Genomic DNA, 19,334 nt, shown 5'->3' with positions numbered 1-19,334 from the left:
TTATAATTTCACCTATCTGTCGCTGTCTATGTTGAAGAAACGCCTTGCGTTTGTAGACGTAATGCGCGCCGCTTCCTCATAGTCCAGGCTCTTGAGCAGCGCCATTCTCCTGACCGTGTATTCAATATATGGCGATCTGTTAGCTCTTCCGCGCTTAGGCTCCGGTGCCAGAAACGGTGCATCCGTCTCACTCATTATATACTCTAGCGGTATTCCCTTCAGCACCTCTACCGTTTTTCTCGCATTTTTGAAAGTCAGCGGTCCTCCAATTGAAAATGTCGCACCGAGCTTTACATACTCACGCGCAAGCTCGAGCGATCCCGAGTAACAGTGAAGCTGCACTCTTGCATCGGAAATCATTTCACCGTTTTCATCCGGGCGCAATGGGAACCAGCTCTTGCGCTCCTCGCTGAACGCGCCTTCTTCGAGAAGAATATCCTTTGTCAGTCCATCTGCATCCCGCGTATGAATCATCATAGGCATCCTGAGCTCATTGGCAAGCCGTATCTGTTTTCTGAACAGCTCCACCTGTTCATCCCTTGAATCCTTCCCGTAGTAAAAATCAAGTCCTATTTCACCGACAGCCTGAACCTTGGGCGCACCTGCAAGCTCTCTGATCGCTTCTACGTCGGCATCCGTGACAATCATTGCCTGATCCGGATGCAGTCCTACAGTCGCATAACACCATGGATAATCAGCCGCATCCTTTATAGCCTGCTTGGAGGATGCAACGGAATCTCCGACATCTATGATAAAGTCGACGTCGGATTCTGCGATTTCCTGCGCTCGTTCAGCCCTCTCAGCCTCGCTGAACTCTGCATAATTCAAATGAGTATGTGCATCAAACAGCATATAACTAATCCTTTTCTCTATTATCAAAAAGCCTCAAGTATGAACTTGAGACTTCATTCGTTTTTATTTCTTGCGGTTATTTGATTTTATTGCAACCTTTTCCTGCTGTGTGTTTGAAAGGATTTCGATTTCTTGCGCCACATCCAGTCTAGGGAAGAGAGGATTACCTTTGTGGACTCTTGCTCCAACCATCATGCGGAATACCTCAAGGTTAGACCACTCAGGCTCTACGTCGGAGAGTCCAAGCTGATCTCTCATCCTCTCGGAGGCAGTATGCATGTAAGGGATAATCAGAATCGAAATCATTCTAAGTGTCTCCGCGAGGTTGCTCATAACTGTATCGAGCTCTGCCTTCTTGCTCTCATCCTTGGCGAGCACCCAAGGCATCTTCTCGTCGATGTACTTGTTGGCTCTGGCGATTACAGCCCAGATTTCTTCCAGTGCGTTGTTGAAGTGAAAATCATCCATATGAGCTTCAACCTTTGCCGCACATCCCATAGCTGTATCAATTAATGCCTGATCAATCTCATCCTCTGTAGTGGCCTCCGGAACAATTCCATCGCAGTATTTCTCAATCATGGAGACTGTTCTGGATAAAAGGTTACCCAGGTCATTGGCGAGGTCGAAATTGATGCGGTTAAGCATGATCTCGTTGGTATACACACCGTCCTGTCCGAAAGTATACTCTCTGAGAAGGAAGTACTTGAGCGCATCAATTCCATATCTGTCGATGAGAATCTCAGGATCAACGATGTTGCCCTTTGACTTGGACATCTTGCCTCCGTCGATCAGAATCCAGCCGTGCCCCAGAACCTTCTGCGGAACCGGCTCATTCATGGACATAAGCATCGCCGGCCAGATAATGGAGTGGAATCTAACGATTTCCTTTCCTACGAGGTTAATACCCGGCCAGTACTTCTTGTACATCTCTTCGTCTTCGCCAGGGAACCCGAGAGCGGTAATATAGTTTGACAGCGCATCCAGCCACACGTAGATAACGTGCTTCTCATCAATTGGCACCTTAATGCCCCAGTCCAATGACTCTCTGGAAATGCATAAATCCTCAAGCCCATGCTCGACGAACGCAATCATCTCCTTCGCACGAGACTCCGGCTGCAGGAACTCTCCATTGCCGAGCAGCTCGGTAAGCTTGTCAGAATACTTGGATAGCTTGAAGAAATAAGCATCCTCACTCATCTTCTTGACCGGTCTGCCGCAGTCCGGACATTTACCGTCAACCAGCTGGCTCTCAGTCCAAAAGGATTCGCAAGGTGTACAATACCATCCCTCATATTTTCCCTTATAGATATCTCCGCTGTTGTACATCTTCATAAAGATATCCTGCACGCGCTTCTTGTGACGTTCCTCAGTAGTCCTGATGAAGTCATCGTAGCTGATTTCCATCGTCGCCCACAGCCTCTTGATGGTATCGACTATCGGATCGATATATTCGATAGGTGTAACACCTGCCTCCTGTGCGCACTTAGCAATCTTCTGTCCGTGCTCATCAGTACCGGTCAGAAATCTGACGTCATAGCCGGTCAGTCTCTTGAATCTGGCCATCGCATCAGCCATAACCGTGCAGTAGGTATGCCCTATGTGCAGCTTAGCGCTTGGGTAATATATAGGTGTAGTAATAAAAAATGTTTCCTTTTTTTCAGCCATCATTATCCCTTTCAAGCTATATATCTATGCCAAATATCAGAGCTTAGTATACGCCGTAATCCTCGTCGTCCTCGCCCCAGTCTACATCTGACCAGTCATCCTCAACGAAAATCTCATCAAAAATCTTTTTTGTTGCAACAACAAGTGTAGCTCCGACAATAAGTCCAAATCCCGCAATCTTCATGCTTGTCTTGAGCATCTTATGTCTTCTCGCTACCTTCCCCTCTTCAATCAGTAAAGTCTTCTCTGCATCTGTCATATGTTTTCTTCTAGCCATTATATCCTCCTTGCCTTCAAGGCAACAAAACACGAATATATTACTCTCGATTATATCCAAATAGCGTGATATTATCAACCTCTAGCCATTATCTTTCCCTCCACCTCCACATTGTACTCATTGTGAACAAGCAGGGGGCATGAGATTACCGGAGCAGCTCCAGGTATGAGAAAAGCCTCGCCCATTGCTTGGCGAGACTTTGTCTACAGTCTGAGGCGGCTGATTTCAGCTGCCTTTTCTCATACATGTTGGATTATTAATAGTTGCTGCTGACAAGCGATCGCCGATTACTTCCTGTGATCGGCACCTATATCCAGACCCGTCTGGAATGCCTTGTCGTTTAGAGGGATCACCTTAGGCTTGTGCTCAAACTTGTGGTGAATTCCGTCGTAAATAACCTGCTCCGGTACTGCGTTTGAATAGCCAATGTAAGCTCCAAGCATTATGATATTGAGAACTCTTGGGTTACCCATCTCGAGAGCCATCTCTGTAACAGGAACCGATACAACTGTGATGTCATCTCTTTCGATTGGATCCTTAACGATCGAGCTGTTGATAAACAGCGTGCCGCCCTTCTTAAGAGTTGGAAGGAACTTGTGTAGTGAAGGTCCGTTCATTACCACAAGGTCATCAACACTGTTAGATACCGGTGCACCAATATCTTCATCAGAAATTACAACGTAGCAGTTAGCTGTACCACCTCTCATAGCTGCGCCATAAGAAGGGAAGAAGGTTACGTTGAGATCTGTTGACTGGCAAGTAGCTTCTGATAAAAGCTTGCCCATGGTCATTACACCCTGTCCGCCGAATCCGGCAATCATCAAATTTCTTTCCATTCTAAACCTCCCTACTTAGCTTCTGCGCCCTTGTCTCTTACGAGACCTAGAGGGTACTCATTGAACATGTCATTCTCGAGGAACTTGAGCGAATCAAGTGTGCTCATTCCCCAGTTAGTTGGGCAAGATGTTACGATCTCTACGAGAGAGAAGCCTTTACCTTCTATCTGATACTGGAACGCCTTCTTGATCGCCTTGCGAGCCTTGACTACATTCTGAGGAGTGTTGCAAGATACTCTCTCAAGATAGTAAGGAGCTGTCAGCTGGTTGAGGATCTCAACGATGTGCATTGGATACCCGTGAAGCTCAGGCTTTCTACCCTCCGGAGCTGTTGTAGCATTCATTCCGATAAGTGTAGTAGGTGCCATCTGACCACCTGTCATACCGTAAATTCCGTTGTTGACGAAGATTACGGTGAAGTTCTCACCCCTGTTAGCAGCGGACATTGTCTCTGCCAGACCGATAGAAGCGAGGTCTCCATCTCCCTGGTATGTGTAAACGAGTGAATCAGGGGATGATCTCTTGATTCCCGTTGCAACTGCGCAAGCTCTGCCGTGAGCGGAAATTGTAGCATCGTGAGCAACGTAGAACTGGCCGAGTCCACAGCAGCCTACACCCTCAACTCTTACCAGCTTGTCCAGCTTACCGAGCTCCTCCGCAGCCTCACCGATTAGCTTGTGCACTGTACCGTGCATACATCCCGGACAAAATCCGGATACTGTATCAGGAAGAATTCCTTTAGTTCTTGAATAAACCTTTGCCATCTATAGTACCTCCTTAATCAGTTCACGAGCAGCTTCCATTACCTGATCATTAGTCAGAAGCTGACCACCGGATCTTAGGCACTCCTTGATAACTGTTCTGCCCTTAACGGCGTGATCCACATCCCATCTCATCTGAGCAGGAATGGACATCTCAACATCGAGAATTCCCTTAACTCTGTTGAAGTCCAGGTTCTCGAACACCTCATATGGGAATGGAGAAATCTTAATTGGTCTAATCATCCCAATCTTAACTCCTTCTTTTCTGAGTTCTCTTACGATAACCTTGCCGATACGAGCGGAGATTCCGTATGCTGCGATAATAATCTCAGCATCCTCTGTCTCAAGCTCTTCATATTCAACGTCCTTATCCCAAGTTCTGTAGAGCTTATCAGCCTCGATGTTAACAGCCTCTTGTCCTGTTCCTACTGAGCCGGGTCTGCAGAATGCGTTCTCACCAACGGGGTGACCTACGATAGCTCTGTAGTCGAATGCGTCTCTGAGCTCAGCGATTTCCTCTTCAGACTTCATTGGAGGAAGAACTACCGGCTCCATGATTGTTCCCATAACGCCGTCTGTGAGTACGAGAACCGGGTTCTGATCTCTTTCAGCATAGTCAAATGCCTTATATACCATATCTACGCACTCCTGAACTGTGGAAGGCGCAAGAACAATCATCCTAAATCCACCGTTTCCGGAAGCCTTGGTTGCCTGTAGATAATCCTGCTGTGCCGGCTGGATAGCTCCGATTCCGGGGCCGCCTCTCTGTACGTTTACATAAACTGCCGGCAATCTGGCAGATGCGCAAAAGGAAATTCCCTCCGAATACAAGCTGATACCGCAGCTGGATGAAGAGCTCATAGCTCTGATACCTGTCGAAACAGCACCGTAAAGCATGTTTACGGAAGCTACTTCGGACTCACCCTGTACAAATGTTCCGCCTACCTCAGGCAATCTTCTTGCCATATACTCAGGAATTTCGTTCTGTGGTGTAATCGGATAACCAGCAAAGAAACGACATCCTGCCCTAACAGCTGCTTCCGCAATAGCTTCACAGCCCTTCATAAATACACGTTCTGCCATATCGTTCCTCCTTTACTAATCTCTCCAAACCTCAATACAAGCCTCCGGGCATATCTGCGCGCACATAGCGCAGCCGATGCAATTTTCCGGTGTAGCTGCAACTGAATAAGGATATCCCTTAGAGTTAACATTTTCACCGATAACGAGGACTTTCTTCGGACATGAAATCACACAGTACTGGCACGACTTGCACGCCTCGGCATTGATTTCGACTCTACCTTTAGCCATCAACATTACCTCCTTAAATAAAATGTTTTAGCGATCAACCCATGAATAAGTCAGGAACAACTCGATCGGGAACAAATATCTGTCGGTCCTGGCACTAGCCTCCTCAAAGATATCCTCCCTAACTACGAGACTGCCAACGGTTACAAACTCTCCCAGCATCTCATCGAGCTTCTCAAGCCCTTCCATGAAGTCTTCAACACTCGTCCGGTAACCCAGATTAGGATTACCTAAAATGTAGATGCGATTCAACCTGGCCGCAGTGACAATTTCGCTCATGGTCTCATTAATCGACTGCAGACTCTTGGTCCACGGTCTAAACGGATTAATGATGTACACAGGAACCGTATTGTCATCCTTTAACAGATGTGAGTACACGCCGACAACTCTCGACGCATTGTGTCCGCCGCCGATATCAAGAATCGTATACACGTCCTTGTCCATAAGCGATTCGGCAACACCTCCAACAACCGTTGGCGCATCAAGAAATTGCAGCTGATAATTTATCTCTACACCCTTATGGGCGAATGCATCCTTCATATCTCTGGAGCGGTATAGGGGCTTGCTCTGATCCATGTCGAACACCTGAACCCTGCTGCCGGTCTTCTCTGCCAGCTTGGCAGCTACGTTCAAGACTATCTCGCTCTTGCCACTTCCGGCTTCCCCTATAAATAAGAAATTTTTCTTCTCATCGAGAAGATCCCCGAAATTCTTGTCCATCTCGTAGAAAATACTCATCCAACTACCTCATCTACAAACTATTTCATATAATTGGCCCCATGTCCGCATTTTCCGGCAGATCGGAGGGCATACAATACGCTACCTATCTCAACAGATTTTCACATTCAGAAGCTGTGTCCTGCAGTCTTGGGATTACAGAGTAAAGACTTCTGACCATCCTCTCCTTGTATCCGCTGACGCTGATCGCACATATAGCAGTTCCGTCTGTCGATAAAACCGGTGCGGCTACACATACGAGACCTTCTGTAACCTCTTCCATATCGTAAGCCAGCTTCTCCTCCTTGACCTCTTCAAGAAGCATCTTGTACTCTTCCTTATCAACAATGCTCTTGTCTGTCAGACGAACATAATCTATCTCGTCTACCAGCTTGTCAGACTCCCCTGAAAAAGCTGTGAGTACCTTGCCAGCTGCGGTCAGGTTGAGGCTCATCATCTCCTCCGAGCTGACCACTACGGCAATCCCCTGATATGGATTCTTACGAATAGCTATGTATGACTTTAGCCCTTGACGCACGGAAACAGTTACCGCCAGACCGCATTTTCTGCACAGCCTCGCTACCGGCTCGTCAAGCATGTTCACGATCTGCTTCTGTATATTAGTATTGCGGCTCAAGGTGAACACTCTATCGGTCAGATAATAACCACCATCAATTTTATCCTTATAGATGTACTTCATCTCCTCAAGCGAATTGAGAATTCTGCTTATTGCAGCGTTGGAAAGTCCCGTCTGCTGCGCTATAGAAGTCAACGTCAGGCGACTCTGAGATTGATATAAATCCAGCACTTTCAACGCCTTCTCAAGTGAACTGTTGCGCTCTGCCATAGGATCTTCCTTTCACGACCTTTTCACAATTCAAAATATACTATCTGGGTTCGAGTTAGTCAACATAAATCGGCAAAATTTTTCCGTATTTCGAGCATTTAATTCGTTATGCGGAAAACATCGGTTGATAGACTTTTTAGTTCCGAGATTGATATTGACAGTGCAAATTTCTTATTAGACAATAGAACCACTATGAAAATCTTGAGTATAAGCACACAGAAGCCGCACTCGACCGGTAGCGGCGTATATCTGACCGAGCTCGTCAAATCTTTTGATCACTCCGGACACGAACAGGCCGTAGTTGCCGGTGTGTATCACGAGGATGTTTTGGAATTTCCCGAATCCGTCCGCGCATATCCCGTATATTACTCGCACGACGAATCGCATGGCGATATTCCATATAAGATACTTGGTATGTCCGATGTCATGCCATACCCTTCCACCCTGTACAGCTCGGTCTCGGAGGATATGGCGGAAGAGCTTTACGCAGCTTTTGGAAATGCGATCGGAAAGGCTATCCGCGATCTCGATCCGGATATCATCCTCTGCCATCATCTATTTCTGCTCACCGCTATGATGCCGGATATAATAACAGATTTTGCCGACGAAAGCTTTCATGGAAAAATCTATGGCATCTCGCACGGTTCCGACATTAGGCAGTTTCAGAGCTGCGATTTTCTACAGGACTGCGTTAAGTTCGGAATCAAGCGGATTGACGGAATTTTTGCTCTGCATGACGAGCAAAAGGCGCAGATTACAAACCTGTATGGAATTGATACTAACAAGATCAAGGTCATCGGCAGCGGATACAATGATGAAATATTCAACAGAAGTTCGGACAGCCTTGCTGCTGATGGGATTAAGGCTGACACTCTTAATTCGCACAATGATGCCGCAGATAAGCCTGCAACGGATAAATCCGAAATCGATAAGCTGTGTTCGGATATTCCTGAATCATACGGCTTTGAATCAGATAAGCCGTATAGAATTATCTATGCCGGCAAGCTCAGTACGGCTAAGGGAATTCTTCCTCTTATAGATGCCTTGTCTGAGCTGTATTACGATCAGGAAATTCCCGCTTTTGAGCTTCTGCTTGCCGGCGGTTGTCAAGAGGAAGGAATCTCCCGGAGGCTATCGGGGAAGCCGGTTCTGAAAGCGGGCAAGCTCGGGCCGCGCCCGTGGAATGCTGAAACCGCACCGAATCCGGGCGTGACCGCCGGTGCCGGTCAGGTCTTCAACCCCGGCACCGAAGCGCTGCCGTTTCCGGCGCGCTATCTCGGAATGCTGTCCCAGCAAGAGCTCGCCACAGCATTCCGAGATAGCGACATATTTGTCCTGCCTTCATATTACGAAGGACTTCCTCTTGTTCTCATAGAAGCTATGGCGTCCGGGGCGATCCCTGTCTGCACAAGCCTTCCCGGCATCAAAAGCTGGCTGTCCGACAAGGTTCTATATGATAATACCATCCTCATAGAGCCGCCTATGATGAAAAAACCCGGAATACCTTATGATACTGAAATTCCGAATTTTAAGCGAAGACTCAAGTTCGGGATCAAGGAAGCGTTAAAGCTTGCAGCAAACAGAAGAAGCAATCCTCATTACGTATACCCCGATACACACATGGCATCTTGGGATGGTGTGACTGATGCTATAATCAGCTACTGCTCATTAAACACCGATCGGGACAGATGAGCAGCGCTCACATATATCACATATACATTAAGTTAATATGTGTAAGTTTCCTTTTGCTCTCCACATAAGATATATGGGCGATGGTATAATTTAGCTGTCTTTAATCAGCCGGATGATCGAATACAAACATTTAGAAAGGCACGTATCCTCGTGACCTGATTTTTTGAAACGAACTGGCATCCTTACAGGTGCTTTTAGAATAAAAGAGGTATAGAAATGAACGAAATACAGGCAAGGGAGCTTATAGTAAAATACTCCTCCGACTTTACAGATAGATACACTAAGGGCTATGGATCAATTATTATACGTGTTGATAACGACACCTATTTAATGTCAAAGCCGGGACTGGTTCTTGATACAATCAAAAATTCCGATATTCGGCTATATGATATAAAGACCGGTGATGCAGGCAAGCTCTTGAGTTCAAGAAGGGATATAAACGTCATGATATTTGCCTGCACGGAGCCTTCTGCGCTCTACTCCTCAACTGCAAAGCTCATGAAGCCTGCGCTATATGATTTGGCAGGGCTTGTCGGTCAGGATGTCAGAGTCGCCGAGGATACAACATCAAAGCAACTGCTGGCTGCACTCAAAAACAGATCCGGTTGCTTAGTTCGAGGAAAAGGTATTTTCAGTGTCAGTGACAACATGAAGGATGCTGTTTCAATAGTGAAGATCATAGAGAAGAGCATAGAAGCCGAAATGTATGGAAGCAAAATCGGAGGCATCAAGCATTTGACTGATGAAGAGGCTATCAGGACGAACAGATTACATAACAGTATGTATTCAAACGTCAACTCAGGCGGTCAGGTTGATTTTGTAAATATTTCCCAAGACGAATTCAAGATAAGAAATGACATGATTGATTGCAGTCACAAGCTCAAGTATCTTGGTCTATTCCACGGTTCATGGGGCAATATGTCCGTTCGACTCAATAGTCAGGAGATGCTTGTAACTCCATCTGCCATGGAATACGCCAACATTCGTACCGAGGACATAGTCAAGGTGGATATAAATACGCTTGAATACGAACATATTCAAAGAGTTCCTTCCAGTGAATTTGATTTGCATGCTGCCATTTACAGAGCCCATCCTGAATGGAACGCGATTATCCGGACTCACTCGCACGGTTTAAGCGTGTTCGCCGCAGCACAAGCCGGTTTCAGAATTTCCGATCCCGGTCTTCATGCGATTCTGGGTGATGTAAGCGCAAGCAAGCACGTTGAGCCGCATACACCTGAATTTATTAACAGCGTTCTCACAGCACTTGAAAACAACAGCATCTGCGTCATCGCAAACAGGGGTCCTATTTTCTGTGCTGAAAATCTCGATGACGCTTCCGTAATGGCTGACGCAATTGAGGAGACAGCATGTAATATGCTCGGCTATGGCGAATCGTTGATCAAATCGGATCTCCCTGAAGACAATTAATGATTTGTGAATAAATTTTGGCTATTCGTAATAAAATATAGGTGCTGCTCTTACACATAAAATCGAGGAAACCGACATTCGATCGGTTTCCTCAATTTTTTAAGCTCAGTTCATTTTACGTCTTTTGACCAGCCCGAGAATTACAGAAGCACTGCATAGGAGGAACAAATATCCTCCGCCGACATTACCGTCTCCTGTTTTTGGTGATGTTTTGTTCGTTGATTTATTGTGCGGTAACCCCCCATTTTGATTGACGATTTCTCTATTTGTAATCTCGAACTCCCCGCCCTTATAGAGCTTATAGCTTACAGCATATTTAGTACCATTAAGGGTAATCTCTTTATCCTTGACTTTAACGCCCTTATTGTCAGTTTCGATAATCCTATAGCTTGCACCGTTTTCATTCTCAACCTCGACTACCTTAGGACTGCCGGTAACTATCTTGTAAGGTATGTAGCTGCCGTTGCCATCCTTCTGATTAATTACTTCAGTCTTACCGTTCAGTATTTTTTCAACAAGGAAATAAGCCTCCCGTTGTTTCTTTCCTTCCCACTTCTTAGTTACGTGAAGCTTTTTCATAGGAGTAAATTTCCACTTACCATACACAATCTCATCTTTTGTCACTTTGACAGATTCGACTATGCTTGTGTCGAGATTATCCTTGTCTGTAGACCAGCCGGTAAACTCCCATACGCCGTTCTCCCCGTTTTTGGGTGCAACGATTCTTTTTGGTGCCTTGTTCAGGTTAACGACCTCTTCATGTCCCAACCCTGTTACTTTATTCGGAACAGTGAATCCTGCAGGCGAATCACCTATCACTCTGTACTCCAAGCTATATGTGTTGACATTTATAAGCATCGGTACAGTTATATCCAACTTTGAAAGGTCTTCCTGGAAACGAACACTGAACCTTTGATCAGTTCCTTCCTTTGAAGGTGTCCCTTTTATATCTACGACCGTCCGCTTCGCAGTTTCATCATGCTTTGCAGCTTCCGCAGAAAGCCCATCGGGAAGTGTTCCTATAACACCAATCCTGTCGTAATGCAGCTGCACTGTGGTTTTTTGCCCGAAAGAACCTGGATAGTATGTGTATGGAAAATCCGGAAAAATCAGCGATTCACTATAGGGCTTGCCCTTTACAGCGTCCGAAAGACGGTTGCTCTTCAGCTTGACTCCTACCACAGAGGATGTGCTCCCATACATATTTGAGGAGCTTGCAACATGTCCGAAGGATGTATCGGATATGTATGTCACACCGTTACCTTTGTTCACAGCAGTACAATCTGTAAATTCGCTGTTCGAAACGTTTGACGTACCAAATGTAGTCAATCCCGAATTGCTCGAATCAAACTTGCAGTTCACAAAATTGATATTTGCACCTGCTTCAACCTCTACCGGTCCGTCAAAGGTCTTGCCGTTGACTGTTTCTTTTCCGCTATAGATAGTTTTAGTCAGTTTGGCATCATACAGCTTGGCAATCATAGCTGCGTCCATCTTACCGTTTTGACCTTCGTACAGAACCTCTCCGTTAGCCTTAAACGTGTAGACATATCCGATGCCGGATTTATATTCTTTACTCGTTTCAACCAAGTAATAATGAACACCGTCGGCAGAATACCATATCGATACCTTCTTCGTTCCGGCTTCTCCCGTAATCTTCTCATATACCGCACCCCACTTATCGCCGTCGGTAAATCCGTACGCTGCGCTTCCGGACTGTACGGAAACATCGTAAGGCTTATATACATCCTGCGTCCTGCTTTCGGCAGAGACAGGATGTATTCCGCAAAATACAATGCTGAAAACCAGCAATAATACAAATACGGCTCCTTTTCTCCTTATATAGCTCATTATTTTCCCTTTCATATAGAGAGCCTGCTGTGCTTTCAGATAATCTATCACTGATTTATCTGAAATCGGCACATACTATCTCAATAGAATACGACTTACATATTCACCAGATCAGTTAGTTCGTATTAACTAACTCATCTGGTAGTCTAACATATGAATTTTAAGAATTCAATATTGTAATAACACAAATAGCACAATTTTTTACTATTACTCGCTAACTATCGGTAGTCACTATTAAAGCTTACTAATCTCCGCTACGGTAGTCAGAAAGATGCCGTCAGGTTTTCTATCACTATTCGGCATGTGGTGTTTGAACTCGTTGACCCGTACATTTACGTGTTGATGCAATATAAGACGCATTGAACATTAAAAACTCCTGACACTCCTTCAAATTCAGTCTGCTATGCTTATTAGAAGTTGTCCGTCCACATGTACAGAGCGGATATCAAATAAAATCCTCATAATTGCAATAGATAAAAAGACGAGGTTAAGGTATACTAACTATATAAATATAATTTTTTGGTGGAGATAAGGAACTATGATTAGTATAAGATACAGGTTAACTGAATTTATGTTCAGACATTTTGTAAAGCCGATGATGAAAAACGCTGCAACGGAACCGGAAAAGTTTTTTGAAAAGCAGTTGAAAAGACAGCAGTCTGTGCTACCGCTTAAAAAGCTTCATAGGAAATATAATTTTGAAGAGAGAGAAGCAAACGGTACTGTATACTACGCAATCAGTCCGGAGGGTAGTCTCGCAAACGGCGTTGTTCTGTACTTTTTTGGCGGCGGATATTTTATGCCGGGAAATGCAGGTGATTTTGAGTTCGCTCAGGAGATGGCAAATGAAACGAATGCTGATGTATGGCTGGTGTGGTATCCTTTATTTCCAAAAGCTTCGGCCTTGGAAATTGTAGAAGCGGGAGTTAACGTATACATAGAGGCTTTAAGAGCCTTTAAGCCGACAGATATCACCTTTTTCGGTCTCTCGAGCGGAGCTTCCCTGGCTCAGAATATATGTATTCATATCGTCGATAAAAACCTCAATCTCCCTATGCCGGATAAGCTTATACTGCATTCTCCCGCCTTTCGAATTCCCCCCACAGAGAAGCAGAAGGAAAGGATGGCACAGCTCGACAAACTGGATTGTGTAGTACCTGTCGATTACATCTCTGAAAATAAGGCTATGGATATTGTAAATTTTACAGGAGCGGAATATATGAAATCCAATGTAGATTTCTCTTGGAAAGGGCTCCCTGATATATATGTAATCTTCGGCTCACATGAGGTGCTGCTGGCAGAGCTTGACGAAGCAAAGCAAAAGGCTGCGTCTGAAAATGTTGTGATGAGAGCTTATATCGGCGAGGGAATGATGCACACATGGGCAGCAGCAGGCTTTCTGCCTGAATCAAGGCATGTCAGAAGCAAAATTTACAGCATTATAAGACAGGATTCAGAGCTGAAATGGGAAAACGCCTAACACGGTGCAAAAGCTTCAACGAGAGGCCGGTATGCCGATATCATTTCATCCGTTACAAGCTTGGAATTGACAGCAATACTGCCTAATCCAAGTCCCGGGTAAATCAACGCATTGTTAGCCTGTCCTATCTCATATGTCACTCCTCCATAATGAACAGGATCTGCGGGAATTCCTCTAATTCAAGTTTTCTTTGAATACGTTGATCTGTTTGAAATGTACTTATTTGTAACGTTATTGACATACTGCTGAATGATGGATATAATTCAAACAAACAGTTAGATAAGACTAACTAACTGTTATCCTCTTTTTACTATATCAGCAAGGAGTATTTGTCAAATGAAAATAAATGTGCGTGATCACTTGTTGTTTCACAGGAAAGCAAAAAAACTCTCTCTTTTTTCTATACTAATTCTTTGTGCCGTCATCATACTGCCACTGACAGGAGTTTCAGCGGTGACAGGCAGTGAAATTGCCGCCGACGGAACCTATAGCAGCAACGCGGCAAAGGTAAAGCGTTTTAATTACAATCCTTTAATCACCATCACCGTTAAGGACGGAAAAATTGCAGCTTTCAATGTCAATGCCGACATGACAAATAAACGAAATCAGAGATATATGAAGCGAGCCGGAGATCACTTCGAAAAAGCCCTGCTCGGCAAACCTGCTTCTCAGGATTCGGTTGCGGCTGTCGATTCAGTCAGTCACGCTACTCTGTCCTCCAATGCAGCCCGGGATTCCGGCAAGGCTGCGCTCGCTGCCGCTCCGAAAGCACAAGGCGGAGGCAGTGATCCTAATCCTCCGGCACAAAATGATAACTTTGTCATCACTTCCGGAAATCATCTGCAAAGTATATATATGAACAATAAAGCGGCGATGGAATCGGCTTCAAGCTGGGAATTTAAAATCGAAACCATCTTCATCGGTTCTTCAAACGCCGGTGACCCGAATTTCTCCATACCTAAGGCTTTGCAAAGAATGAGCGGGGACGCATCTCGTCCGGGCGGCACCGAAATTACACCATATCGGTATAAATCCGGCAATCATGGCCTCATTTTCCGGAGCGGGACGAAAACCACCGTTGAAAACTTCACTTTCGGCAAGGACAATACATTCGGTTCTGTGGATCTTCATGTGAAGAACGGAGCAAAGGTTCACTTTAAAAACTGCATTTTAAAAAATCAACTGAGTGTGGAGGACGGAGCAGAGGTTGTTCTCGAAAATTGCACTGTAATGGGCTCAATTGACTATAAAACCGCTAACATTGTATTCAAAAACGTTACCTTAACCGATCCATCCGGCGGAATTGGCCTGAACATACCATCAAATATTCTGCGGCAGGCGACAGCCGGCAGGTACTATAATCACAACTTCAGTCTTCCTGTTACGCTGAATAAGGGCAGTCAGACTGCAGCACTGGATACCTTCAGAGTTGAAACAAGCATTGAAGGCTTGAATATCGGTAAAAATAAAACCGAAAACAATCATGCCACCATCACGGTGACCGGAACTCCGTCAAAGGCGGAATATAATGCACGTATACTCGTAACATTTAAGTACAATAATGCACAGGATACAGGGTTTGGATTTGCAATCCCTTACTATCTGTCTGTCAGGCAGGCTCCGATCCGTACAATCACTTATGATCTGAACGGCGGAAAGCTTGAGGGCAATATGGGGATTATAAGGCTCAGAGCGGCCGAGGGTTCGATAATCAGATTGCCTAAGGCACCTGTTCGTGATGGCTACACATTCGATTATTGGAAGGGATCAAGGTATAATCCAGGGGATTCTTATCGAGTCACGGGAGATCATACCTTCACTGCACAATGGAAGGAGAAACATACGACGAGGAATCAGGAGAACGATCAAACAAAAACAAAACCCGATAATTCTCAGAAAACGGCAAAGAAAATCCATGCACCGGGAACCGGCGATACAACACTCACCATGTTCTGGAGCGCTCTTCTATCAGTAGCGATTGCGACTGCTCTCTCGGTGATCCGGAGAAAAATAAAGAATGCTATAAAATAAAATCGCTGATTGTAAAACCAAACATCGGATCAATATAGGACAATATTTATCCGGTGAGAATGAGGAGGTCGTCACAATCAGACAGCTGCTATACATCAATATAGGACAATATTTATCCGATGAGAGCCTCTTCAAGCTCCGCCTATCGAGTCTCAGTCAGACGGATATCCGCGGCTCGGTTAAGTAATGATTGTCTAATATGTGCGCTTGAAATCGGTGAGTGAATAAATGCTTCACTCACCGATTTCTTTCTGAAGTCGCACGTATATTCTATTTCTATAGCCGGTTTATCATCGGCATTAACAGCAGCTCATTACAGGGTATTTCAAAGTTCATGTACACATTGATGGCGTATCGTATACTTTAACATATCAGTAGTCAAACAGTGTGCAGCAACGACTGCGTCGACCTCATCCCGGCCGAAAAATTCTTATTATATTACAATCACCTTCCGCTGTGATCAAACCCTTTCCCCGGCTTATCACTCTCTTCCCTGTCTTGAAGGACAACACGTGCACCATTTAATATTTCAATCTGTTTTTTCATCTCGTTGATGCAAAGAATCGCCAGCGGCATTCCGAAATCCTGGCGAAGGACAAGACGCTGTACATCGATATCCTGCATATTTTCGGGCATCGGATACGCGGGAATCATCCATCCATGCATACGCATACGATCCTCCAGATCATATAGCGTCCACTGAACATTTGCATTATCTTTCAGCCTCCAGCAGACAATTGGTATTTGCTTTGCCTCCTCAAGCATATCAAACATTCCAAGCTTTCTGATCTCTGCAGCCATATATCGAGCCACATCAATCGTACGCTGATGAATCTCCTTATATCCATAAAACCCGTTACGCATAAGCATGTAATACTGTCCGACAATCTGGGATGCACTGCGCGAAAAATTAATAGCCATCGTCGCCTCTTCTCCGCCAAGATAGCTCACCCAGAAGATCAGTTCTTCGGGCAATGCTTTTTTACCACGCCATATCACCCATCCTACACCCGGGTAAACCAAGCCGTATTTATGTCCGGATGTGCTTATGGACCATACATTTTTTAATCTGAAGTCCCATTCCAATTCCGGTTCGACGAATGGTGCAACCATACCTCCGGACGCTCCGTCTACATGAATTCGAATAGGTAGAGCAGCATGATCAGCATTGTACAATTCCACCAGTCTATCCAATGTATGAACGTCATCGTACTTTCCGGTATATGTTATGCCCAGTATTGCCACTATTCCTATCGTATAATCATCGACATACTCCATAACAGTATCCATGTTAAGTGATAAATGCTCCATATCAAGCGGTACCGTTCTCATTTCGATATCCCAGTATCGGCAAAATTTCTCCCAGCATACCTGGTATCCCGACGAGATCACGAGATTCGGTCTCCTCCCATATCGGTCAAGTCCTGACTGATCAGCCAGCTTTTTCCACCTGAACAGCATTGCCAGTCCGCCGAGCATGCAGGCCTCAGATGAACCTACGGTAGATGTGCCCATAGGTTCTTCTTTCGAATCAGCATGCCATAAATCTCCGATTATATCCACACAGCGATTTTCAAGGTCTGCTGTCATCGGGTATTCATCTTTATCAATTGCATTTTTCTCAAAATTCTCTGCCATTAACTGTGCTGCGGCCGGCTCCATATATGTCTGACAGAAGGTTGCGAGGTTTTGCGTGGCATTCCCCTCGACCTTTAAGTATTCCCGTATCATTTCCAGTGCCACTTGAGGTTCAACCGGATCTTTGTTTATCCTTTTATTCGGCATTGAAGCACCGCTGGCTGCGGTTCCGAAAATCGGTGTAAGATACTGTGTTTCGGCATTAAGTGCGGCTAATGCGTCGTTTACTCTGACCGCGCTCTTCCTGTTTGTTGTTGATGATTTCCTGTCCATACTCAGCTCCTTTACGTAATAAAATTTTAACTATTACAGCCGGGAGCAAGCTTTGCTCCCAGTTCATTAAGTCCGTCTGGCACTTAAAACTATCACTATTTAACTTTTCTTCGTATTTGCTTTCACATCTTTGTCGGATTTTGAATCCCATCTGTGCCGGTTCGCATAAACAACCAGAGGAATCGTTACGGAAACAGCAAAGCATATCACAAGGATGATCTGATAGATTCTGTTATCTGCAGACGTCAGTTTGGATGACGGAAAAAACGAAATTATAAGAGTGGCGATTGTCATCAACATACCGACTGCCGCAACGGTAAGCTTGAACGCCTGTCCTCCCGGCACATGAAATTCACGCTTCAAGTTTTGCTTCTTTAATACCAGAACAAAATAACCTAAGAAAAACAGTATATATCCTACTAAATAAATCACCACAGTAAGGCCGATTGCCGTCAGATATCCGACCGAAGAATCCGATCCGCCGGCAAGCGCTATGGATCCGCATAGAACAGCATCCCATATCGTTACGATGATTGCCTGGATAACAACGATTTTTACAGAAACCCCTCGTCTATTCGTTTTTGCAAGTGACGGCGGTATAATTCCATCATCAGCCGCTTCCAGAAGTGCTCTTGACGGCCCGACGATCCATGAAGAAATTTCAGCTAATACCCCCAGTGCCAACAATACTGCCACTACCCAAACAAGCCAGCTGAACCGGGAACCGAGATGTGTAATAAAGATGGCTTTAAAAGCCTCTATAACACCGTAAGACAAGTTCCCCTCCAAGATCCTTGAAGGAAGTGTTGTTGCTATAGCCAGCCCACCCAGCGCGTCAAGTACGATGGTCATTACCGTCAGTGCAATCATGACACTCGGATATGTTTTTGTCGGATTTTTCAATTCATTAACATGAGATGCGGAAGCCTCCACCCCCATATAAGCGAGAATGAACGATGCGAAGATCACAAGCGTATCAACATTCGAAAAATCCGGTATCAATGTTTTTGAGTTCATTGTAATCTCGGGAACTCCACCGGTTCTGAAATATACGATCAACCCGATAAGCAGGATGATCACCGGAATTACGATTCCTCCGATAAAACCGATCTTTGAAATGCGCTCAGTATATTTTGTTCCTCCAAGCTGTGTAAACGTAAGTCCCCAAACTATGATTGCCACACCGAAGAACATTACAAGCGGATTATTATACAAAGCGTCAACCTTAAATACATATGCAAGCGCCGCCAGTATAAAAAATGCCATGGTTACGAATCCGACTGTTACCTGAAACCACTGAAAGAACAAGGCCGAAAATCCCCAGCGTGAGCCAAGTGTATTTCCCACCCATGAATAAATACCGCCGGATTCCCAGCCTTCCACCGTTGCCATTTCTGCGGAGCATAGAGCTACCGGTAAAAACCAGAGAACGCCTCCAACAATTAGAAAAAACACCAGTTGAAACCCTGATGTTGCAAATGACGGGTATTCGTATACCGTCATTACCATCGATGCCGTGATCGCAAAGAAGCCAAAAAAGCCAATCTTATGCGTGGATTTATTTTCTCCCTTTGGAGAATTTGTCGCTTTAGTCGTCATAAATGCAGCTCCCTTCGTTATTTGTATAGTAATCAATAAGTATATCAATTCGTACCCTTCAGATATAGAAACTCCG

17 protein-coding genes are annotated in these 19,334 nt (G+C 45.0%); 4 read left to right on the top strand and 13 right to left on the bottom strand.

Annotated features, from left to right (window positions below; genetic code table 11):
- Positions 1–12: 12 nt before the first annotated feature.
- The 9 genes from HMPREF1152_RS06065 to HMPREF1152_RS06025 all read right to left on the bottom strand — a co-directional run bounded on the left by HMPREF1152_RS06065 (position 13) and on the right by HMPREF1152_RS06025 (position 7,263).
- Entirely contained in the window at positions 13–852 is an 840-nt protein-coding gene (locus tag HMPREF1152_RS06065; protein ID WP_009644227.1) for a TatD family hydrolase, read from the bottom strand.
- A gap of 63 nt (positions 853–915) precedes the next feature.
- Entirely contained in the window at positions 916–2,517 is a 1,602-nt protein-coding gene (gene metG / locus HMPREF1152_RS06060) for a methionine--tRNA ligase (protein ID WP_009644248.1), read from the bottom strand.
- 43 nt (positions 2,518–2,560) lie between these two features.
- Complete coding sequence (locus HMPREF1152_RS06055; protein WP_009644339.1) at positions 2,561–2,794, bottom strand: hypothetical protein; 234 nt, start codon at positions 2,792–2,794, stop codon at positions 2,561–2,563.
- Between the two features lie 287 nt (positions 2,795–3,081).
- Positions 3,082–3,630: a 2-oxoacid:acceptor oxidoreductase family protein gene (locus HMPREF1152_RS06050; protein WP_009644374.1), complete on the bottom strand. Its 549-nt coding sequence runs from the start codon at positions 3,628–3,630 to the stop codon at positions 3,082–3,084.
- Between the two features lie 11 nt (positions 3,631–3,641).
- On the bottom strand, positions 3,642–4,394 hold the full coding sequence (locus tag HMPREF1152_RS06045; RefSeq protein ID WP_009644222.1) for a thiamine pyrophosphate-dependent enzyme: 753 nt from the start codon (positions 4,392–4,394) through the stop codon (positions 3,642–3,644).
- Positions 4,395–5,474 (bottom strand): 3-methyl-2-oxobutanoate dehydrogenase subunit VorB, encoded by a 1,080-nt coding sequence (gene vorB, locus HMPREF1152_RS06040; protein ID WP_009644354.1) that lies wholly within the window; start codon positions 5,472–5,474, stop codon positions 4,395–4,397.
- Between the two features lie 15 nt (positions 5,475–5,489).
- The gene (locus HMPREF1152_RS06035; RefSeq protein ID WP_009644294.1) at positions 5,490–5,702 is read right to left on the bottom strand and encodes a 4Fe-4S dicluster domain-containing protein; all 213 of its coding nucleotides are present in this window, start codon (positions 5,700–5,702) and stop codon (positions 5,490–5,492) included.
- A 27-nt stretch (positions 5,703–5,729) separates the two neighbouring features.
- Positions 5,730–6,437 (bottom strand): nucleotide-binding protein, encoded by a 708-nt coding sequence (locus HMPREF1152_RS06030; protein WP_009644312.1) that lies wholly within the window; start codon positions 6,435–6,437, stop codon positions 5,730–5,732.
- Between the two features lie 85 nt (positions 6,438–6,522).
- Complete coding sequence (locus tag HMPREF1152_RS06025; protein WP_009644376.1) at positions 6,523–7,263, bottom strand: IclR family transcriptional regulator; 741 nt, start codon at positions 7,261–7,263, stop codon at positions 6,523–6,525.
- 192 nt (positions 7,264–7,455) lie between these two features.
- Between HMPREF1152_RS06025 and HMPREF1152_RS09045 the strand changes: the two genes are divergently transcribed.
- Positions 7,456–8,955, top strand: coding sequence for a glycosyltransferase family 4 protein (locus HMPREF1152_RS09045; RefSeq protein ID WP_169731144.1), 1,500 nt, complete (start codon positions 7,456–7,458; stop codon positions 8,953–8,955).
- A 216-nt stretch (positions 8,956–9,171) separates the two neighbouring features.
- On the top strand, positions 9,172–10,386 hold the full coding sequence (locus HMPREF1152_RS06015; RefSeq protein WP_009644346.1) for a class II aldolase/adducin family protein: 1,215 nt from the start codon (positions 9,172–9,174) through the stop codon (positions 10,384–10,386).
- Between the two features lie 105 nt (positions 10,387–10,491).
- Here HMPREF1152_RS06015 and HMPREF1152_RS06010 read toward each other — a convergent pair whose 3' ends face one another.
- Positions 10,492–12,252: an SHIRT domain-containing protein gene (locus tag HMPREF1152_RS06010; RefSeq protein WP_039883695.1), complete on the bottom strand. Its 1,761-nt coding sequence runs from the start codon at positions 12,250–12,252 to the stop codon at positions 10,492–10,494.
- Between the two features lie 523 nt (positions 12,253–12,775).
- On the opposite strand from HMPREF1152_RS06010, the gene HMPREF1152_RS06005 reads away from it, so the two are divergent.
- A complete protein-coding gene (locus HMPREF1152_RS06005; protein WP_009644232.1) occupies positions 12,776–13,717 on the top strand; it encodes an alpha/beta hydrolase in 942 nt (313 codons plus the stop codon).
- Here HMPREF1152_RS06005 and HMPREF1152_RS09345 read toward each other — a convergent pair.
- Positions 13,714–13,887 (bottom strand): malic enzyme-like NAD(P)-binding protein, encoded by a 174-nt coding sequence (locus tag HMPREF1152_RS09345; protein ID WP_330368115.1) that lies wholly within the window; start codon positions 13,885–13,887, stop codon positions 13,714–13,716. The genes HMPREF1152_RS06005 and HMPREF1152_RS09345 overlap by 4 nt on opposite strands.
- A 283-nt stretch (positions 13,888–14,170) precedes the next feature.
- On the opposite strand from HMPREF1152_RS09345, the gene HMPREF1152_RS06000 reads away from it, so the two are divergent.
- A complete protein-coding gene (locus HMPREF1152_RS06000) occupies positions 14,171–15,748 on the top strand; it encodes an InlB B-repeat-containing protein (protein ID WP_036380675.1) in 1,578 nt (525 codons plus the stop codon).
- 444 nt (positions 15,749–16,192) lie between these two features.
- Here HMPREF1152_RS06000 and HMPREF1152_RS05995 read toward each other — a convergent pair whose 3' ends face one another.
- Positions 16,193–17,659: a glutamate decarboxylase gene (locus tag HMPREF1152_RS05995; RefSeq protein WP_009644308.1), complete on the bottom strand. Its 1,467-nt coding sequence runs from the start codon at positions 17,657–17,659 to the stop codon at positions 16,193–16,195.
- 99 nt (positions 17,660–17,758) lie between these two features.
- Positions 17,759–19,258, bottom strand: coding sequence for an amino acid permease (locus tag HMPREF1152_RS05990; protein WP_009644359.1), 1,500 nt, complete (start codon positions 19,256–19,258; stop codon positions 17,759–17,761).
- Positions 19,259–19,334 lie beyond the last annotated feature (76 nt).

This window comes from Mogibacterium sp. CM50, assembly GCF_000293155.1.
GTDB classification, from domain to species: domain Bacteria; phylum Bacillota; class Clostridia; order Peptostreptococcales; family Anaerovoracaceae; genus Mogibacterium; species Mogibacterium timidum.
Note: the sequence above shows the minus strand (reverse complement) of the source record. Positions and strands in the feature narration are given on the sequence as shown.

Excerpts from the sequence above, each read along its gene's own strand:
- vorB (WP_009644354.1), bottom strand. The coding sequence starts at position 5,474 with ATGGCAGAACGTGTATTTATGAAGGGCTGTGAAGCTATTGCGGAAGCA.
- HMPREF1152_RS06010 (WP_039883695.1), bottom strand. The coding sequence starts at position 12,252 with ATGAAAGGGAAAATAATGAGCTATATAAGGAGAAAAGGAGCCGTATTT.
- HMPREF1152_RS06005 (WP_009644232.1), top strand. The coding sequence starts at position 12,776 with ATGATTAGTATAAGATACAGGTTAACTGAATTTATGTTCAGACATTTT.
- HMPREF1152_RS06030 (WP_009644312.1), bottom strand. The coding sequence starts at position 6,437 with ATGAGTATTTTCTACGAGATGGACAAGAATTTCGGGGATCTTCTCGAT.
- HMPREF1152_RS05990 (WP_009644359.1), bottom strand. The coding sequence starts at position 19,258 with ATGACGACTAAAGCGACAAATTCTCCAAAGGGAGAAAATAAATCCACG.
- HMPREF1152_RS06055 (WP_009644339.1), bottom strand. The coding sequence starts at position 2,794 with ATGGCTAGAAGAAAACATATGACAGATGCAGAGAAGACTTTACTGATT.
- HMPREF1152_RS06065 (WP_009644227.1), bottom strand. The coding sequence starts at position 852 with ATGCTGTTTGATGCACATACTCATTTGAATTATGCAGAGTTCAGCGAG.
- HMPREF1152_RS06015 (WP_009644346.1), top strand. The coding sequence starts at position 9,172 with ATGAACGAAATACAGGCAAGGGAGCTTATAGTAAAATACTCCTCCGAC.
- HMPREF1152_RS06025 (WP_009644376.1), bottom strand. The coding sequence starts at position 7,263 with ATGGCAGAGCGCAACAGTTCACTTGAGAAGGCGTTGAAAGTGCTGGAT.
- HMPREF1152_RS06050 (WP_009644374.1), bottom strand. The coding sequence starts at position 3,630 with ATGGAAAGAAATTTGATGATTGCCGGATTCGGCGGACAGGGTGTAATG.
- HMPREF1152_RS09045 (WP_169731144.1), top strand. The coding sequence starts at position 7,456 with ATGAAAATCTTGAGTATAAGCACACAGAAGCCGCACTCGACCGGTAGC.
- metG (WP_009644248.1), bottom strand. The coding sequence starts at position 2,517 with ATGGCTGAAAAAAAGGAAACATTTTTTATTACTACACCTATATATTAC.
- HMPREF1152_RS06035 (WP_009644294.1), bottom strand. The coding sequence starts at position 5,702 with ATGGCTAAAGGTAGAGTCGAAATCAATGCCGAGGCGTGCAAGTCGTGC.
- HMPREF1152_RS06045 (WP_009644222.1), bottom strand. The coding sequence starts at position 4,394 with ATGGCAAAGGTTTATTCAAGAACTAAAGGAATTCTTCCTGATACAGTA.
- HMPREF1152_RS05995 (WP_009644308.1), bottom strand. The coding sequence starts at position 17,659 with ATGGACAGGAAATCATCAACAACAAACAGGAAGAGCGCGGTCAGAGTA.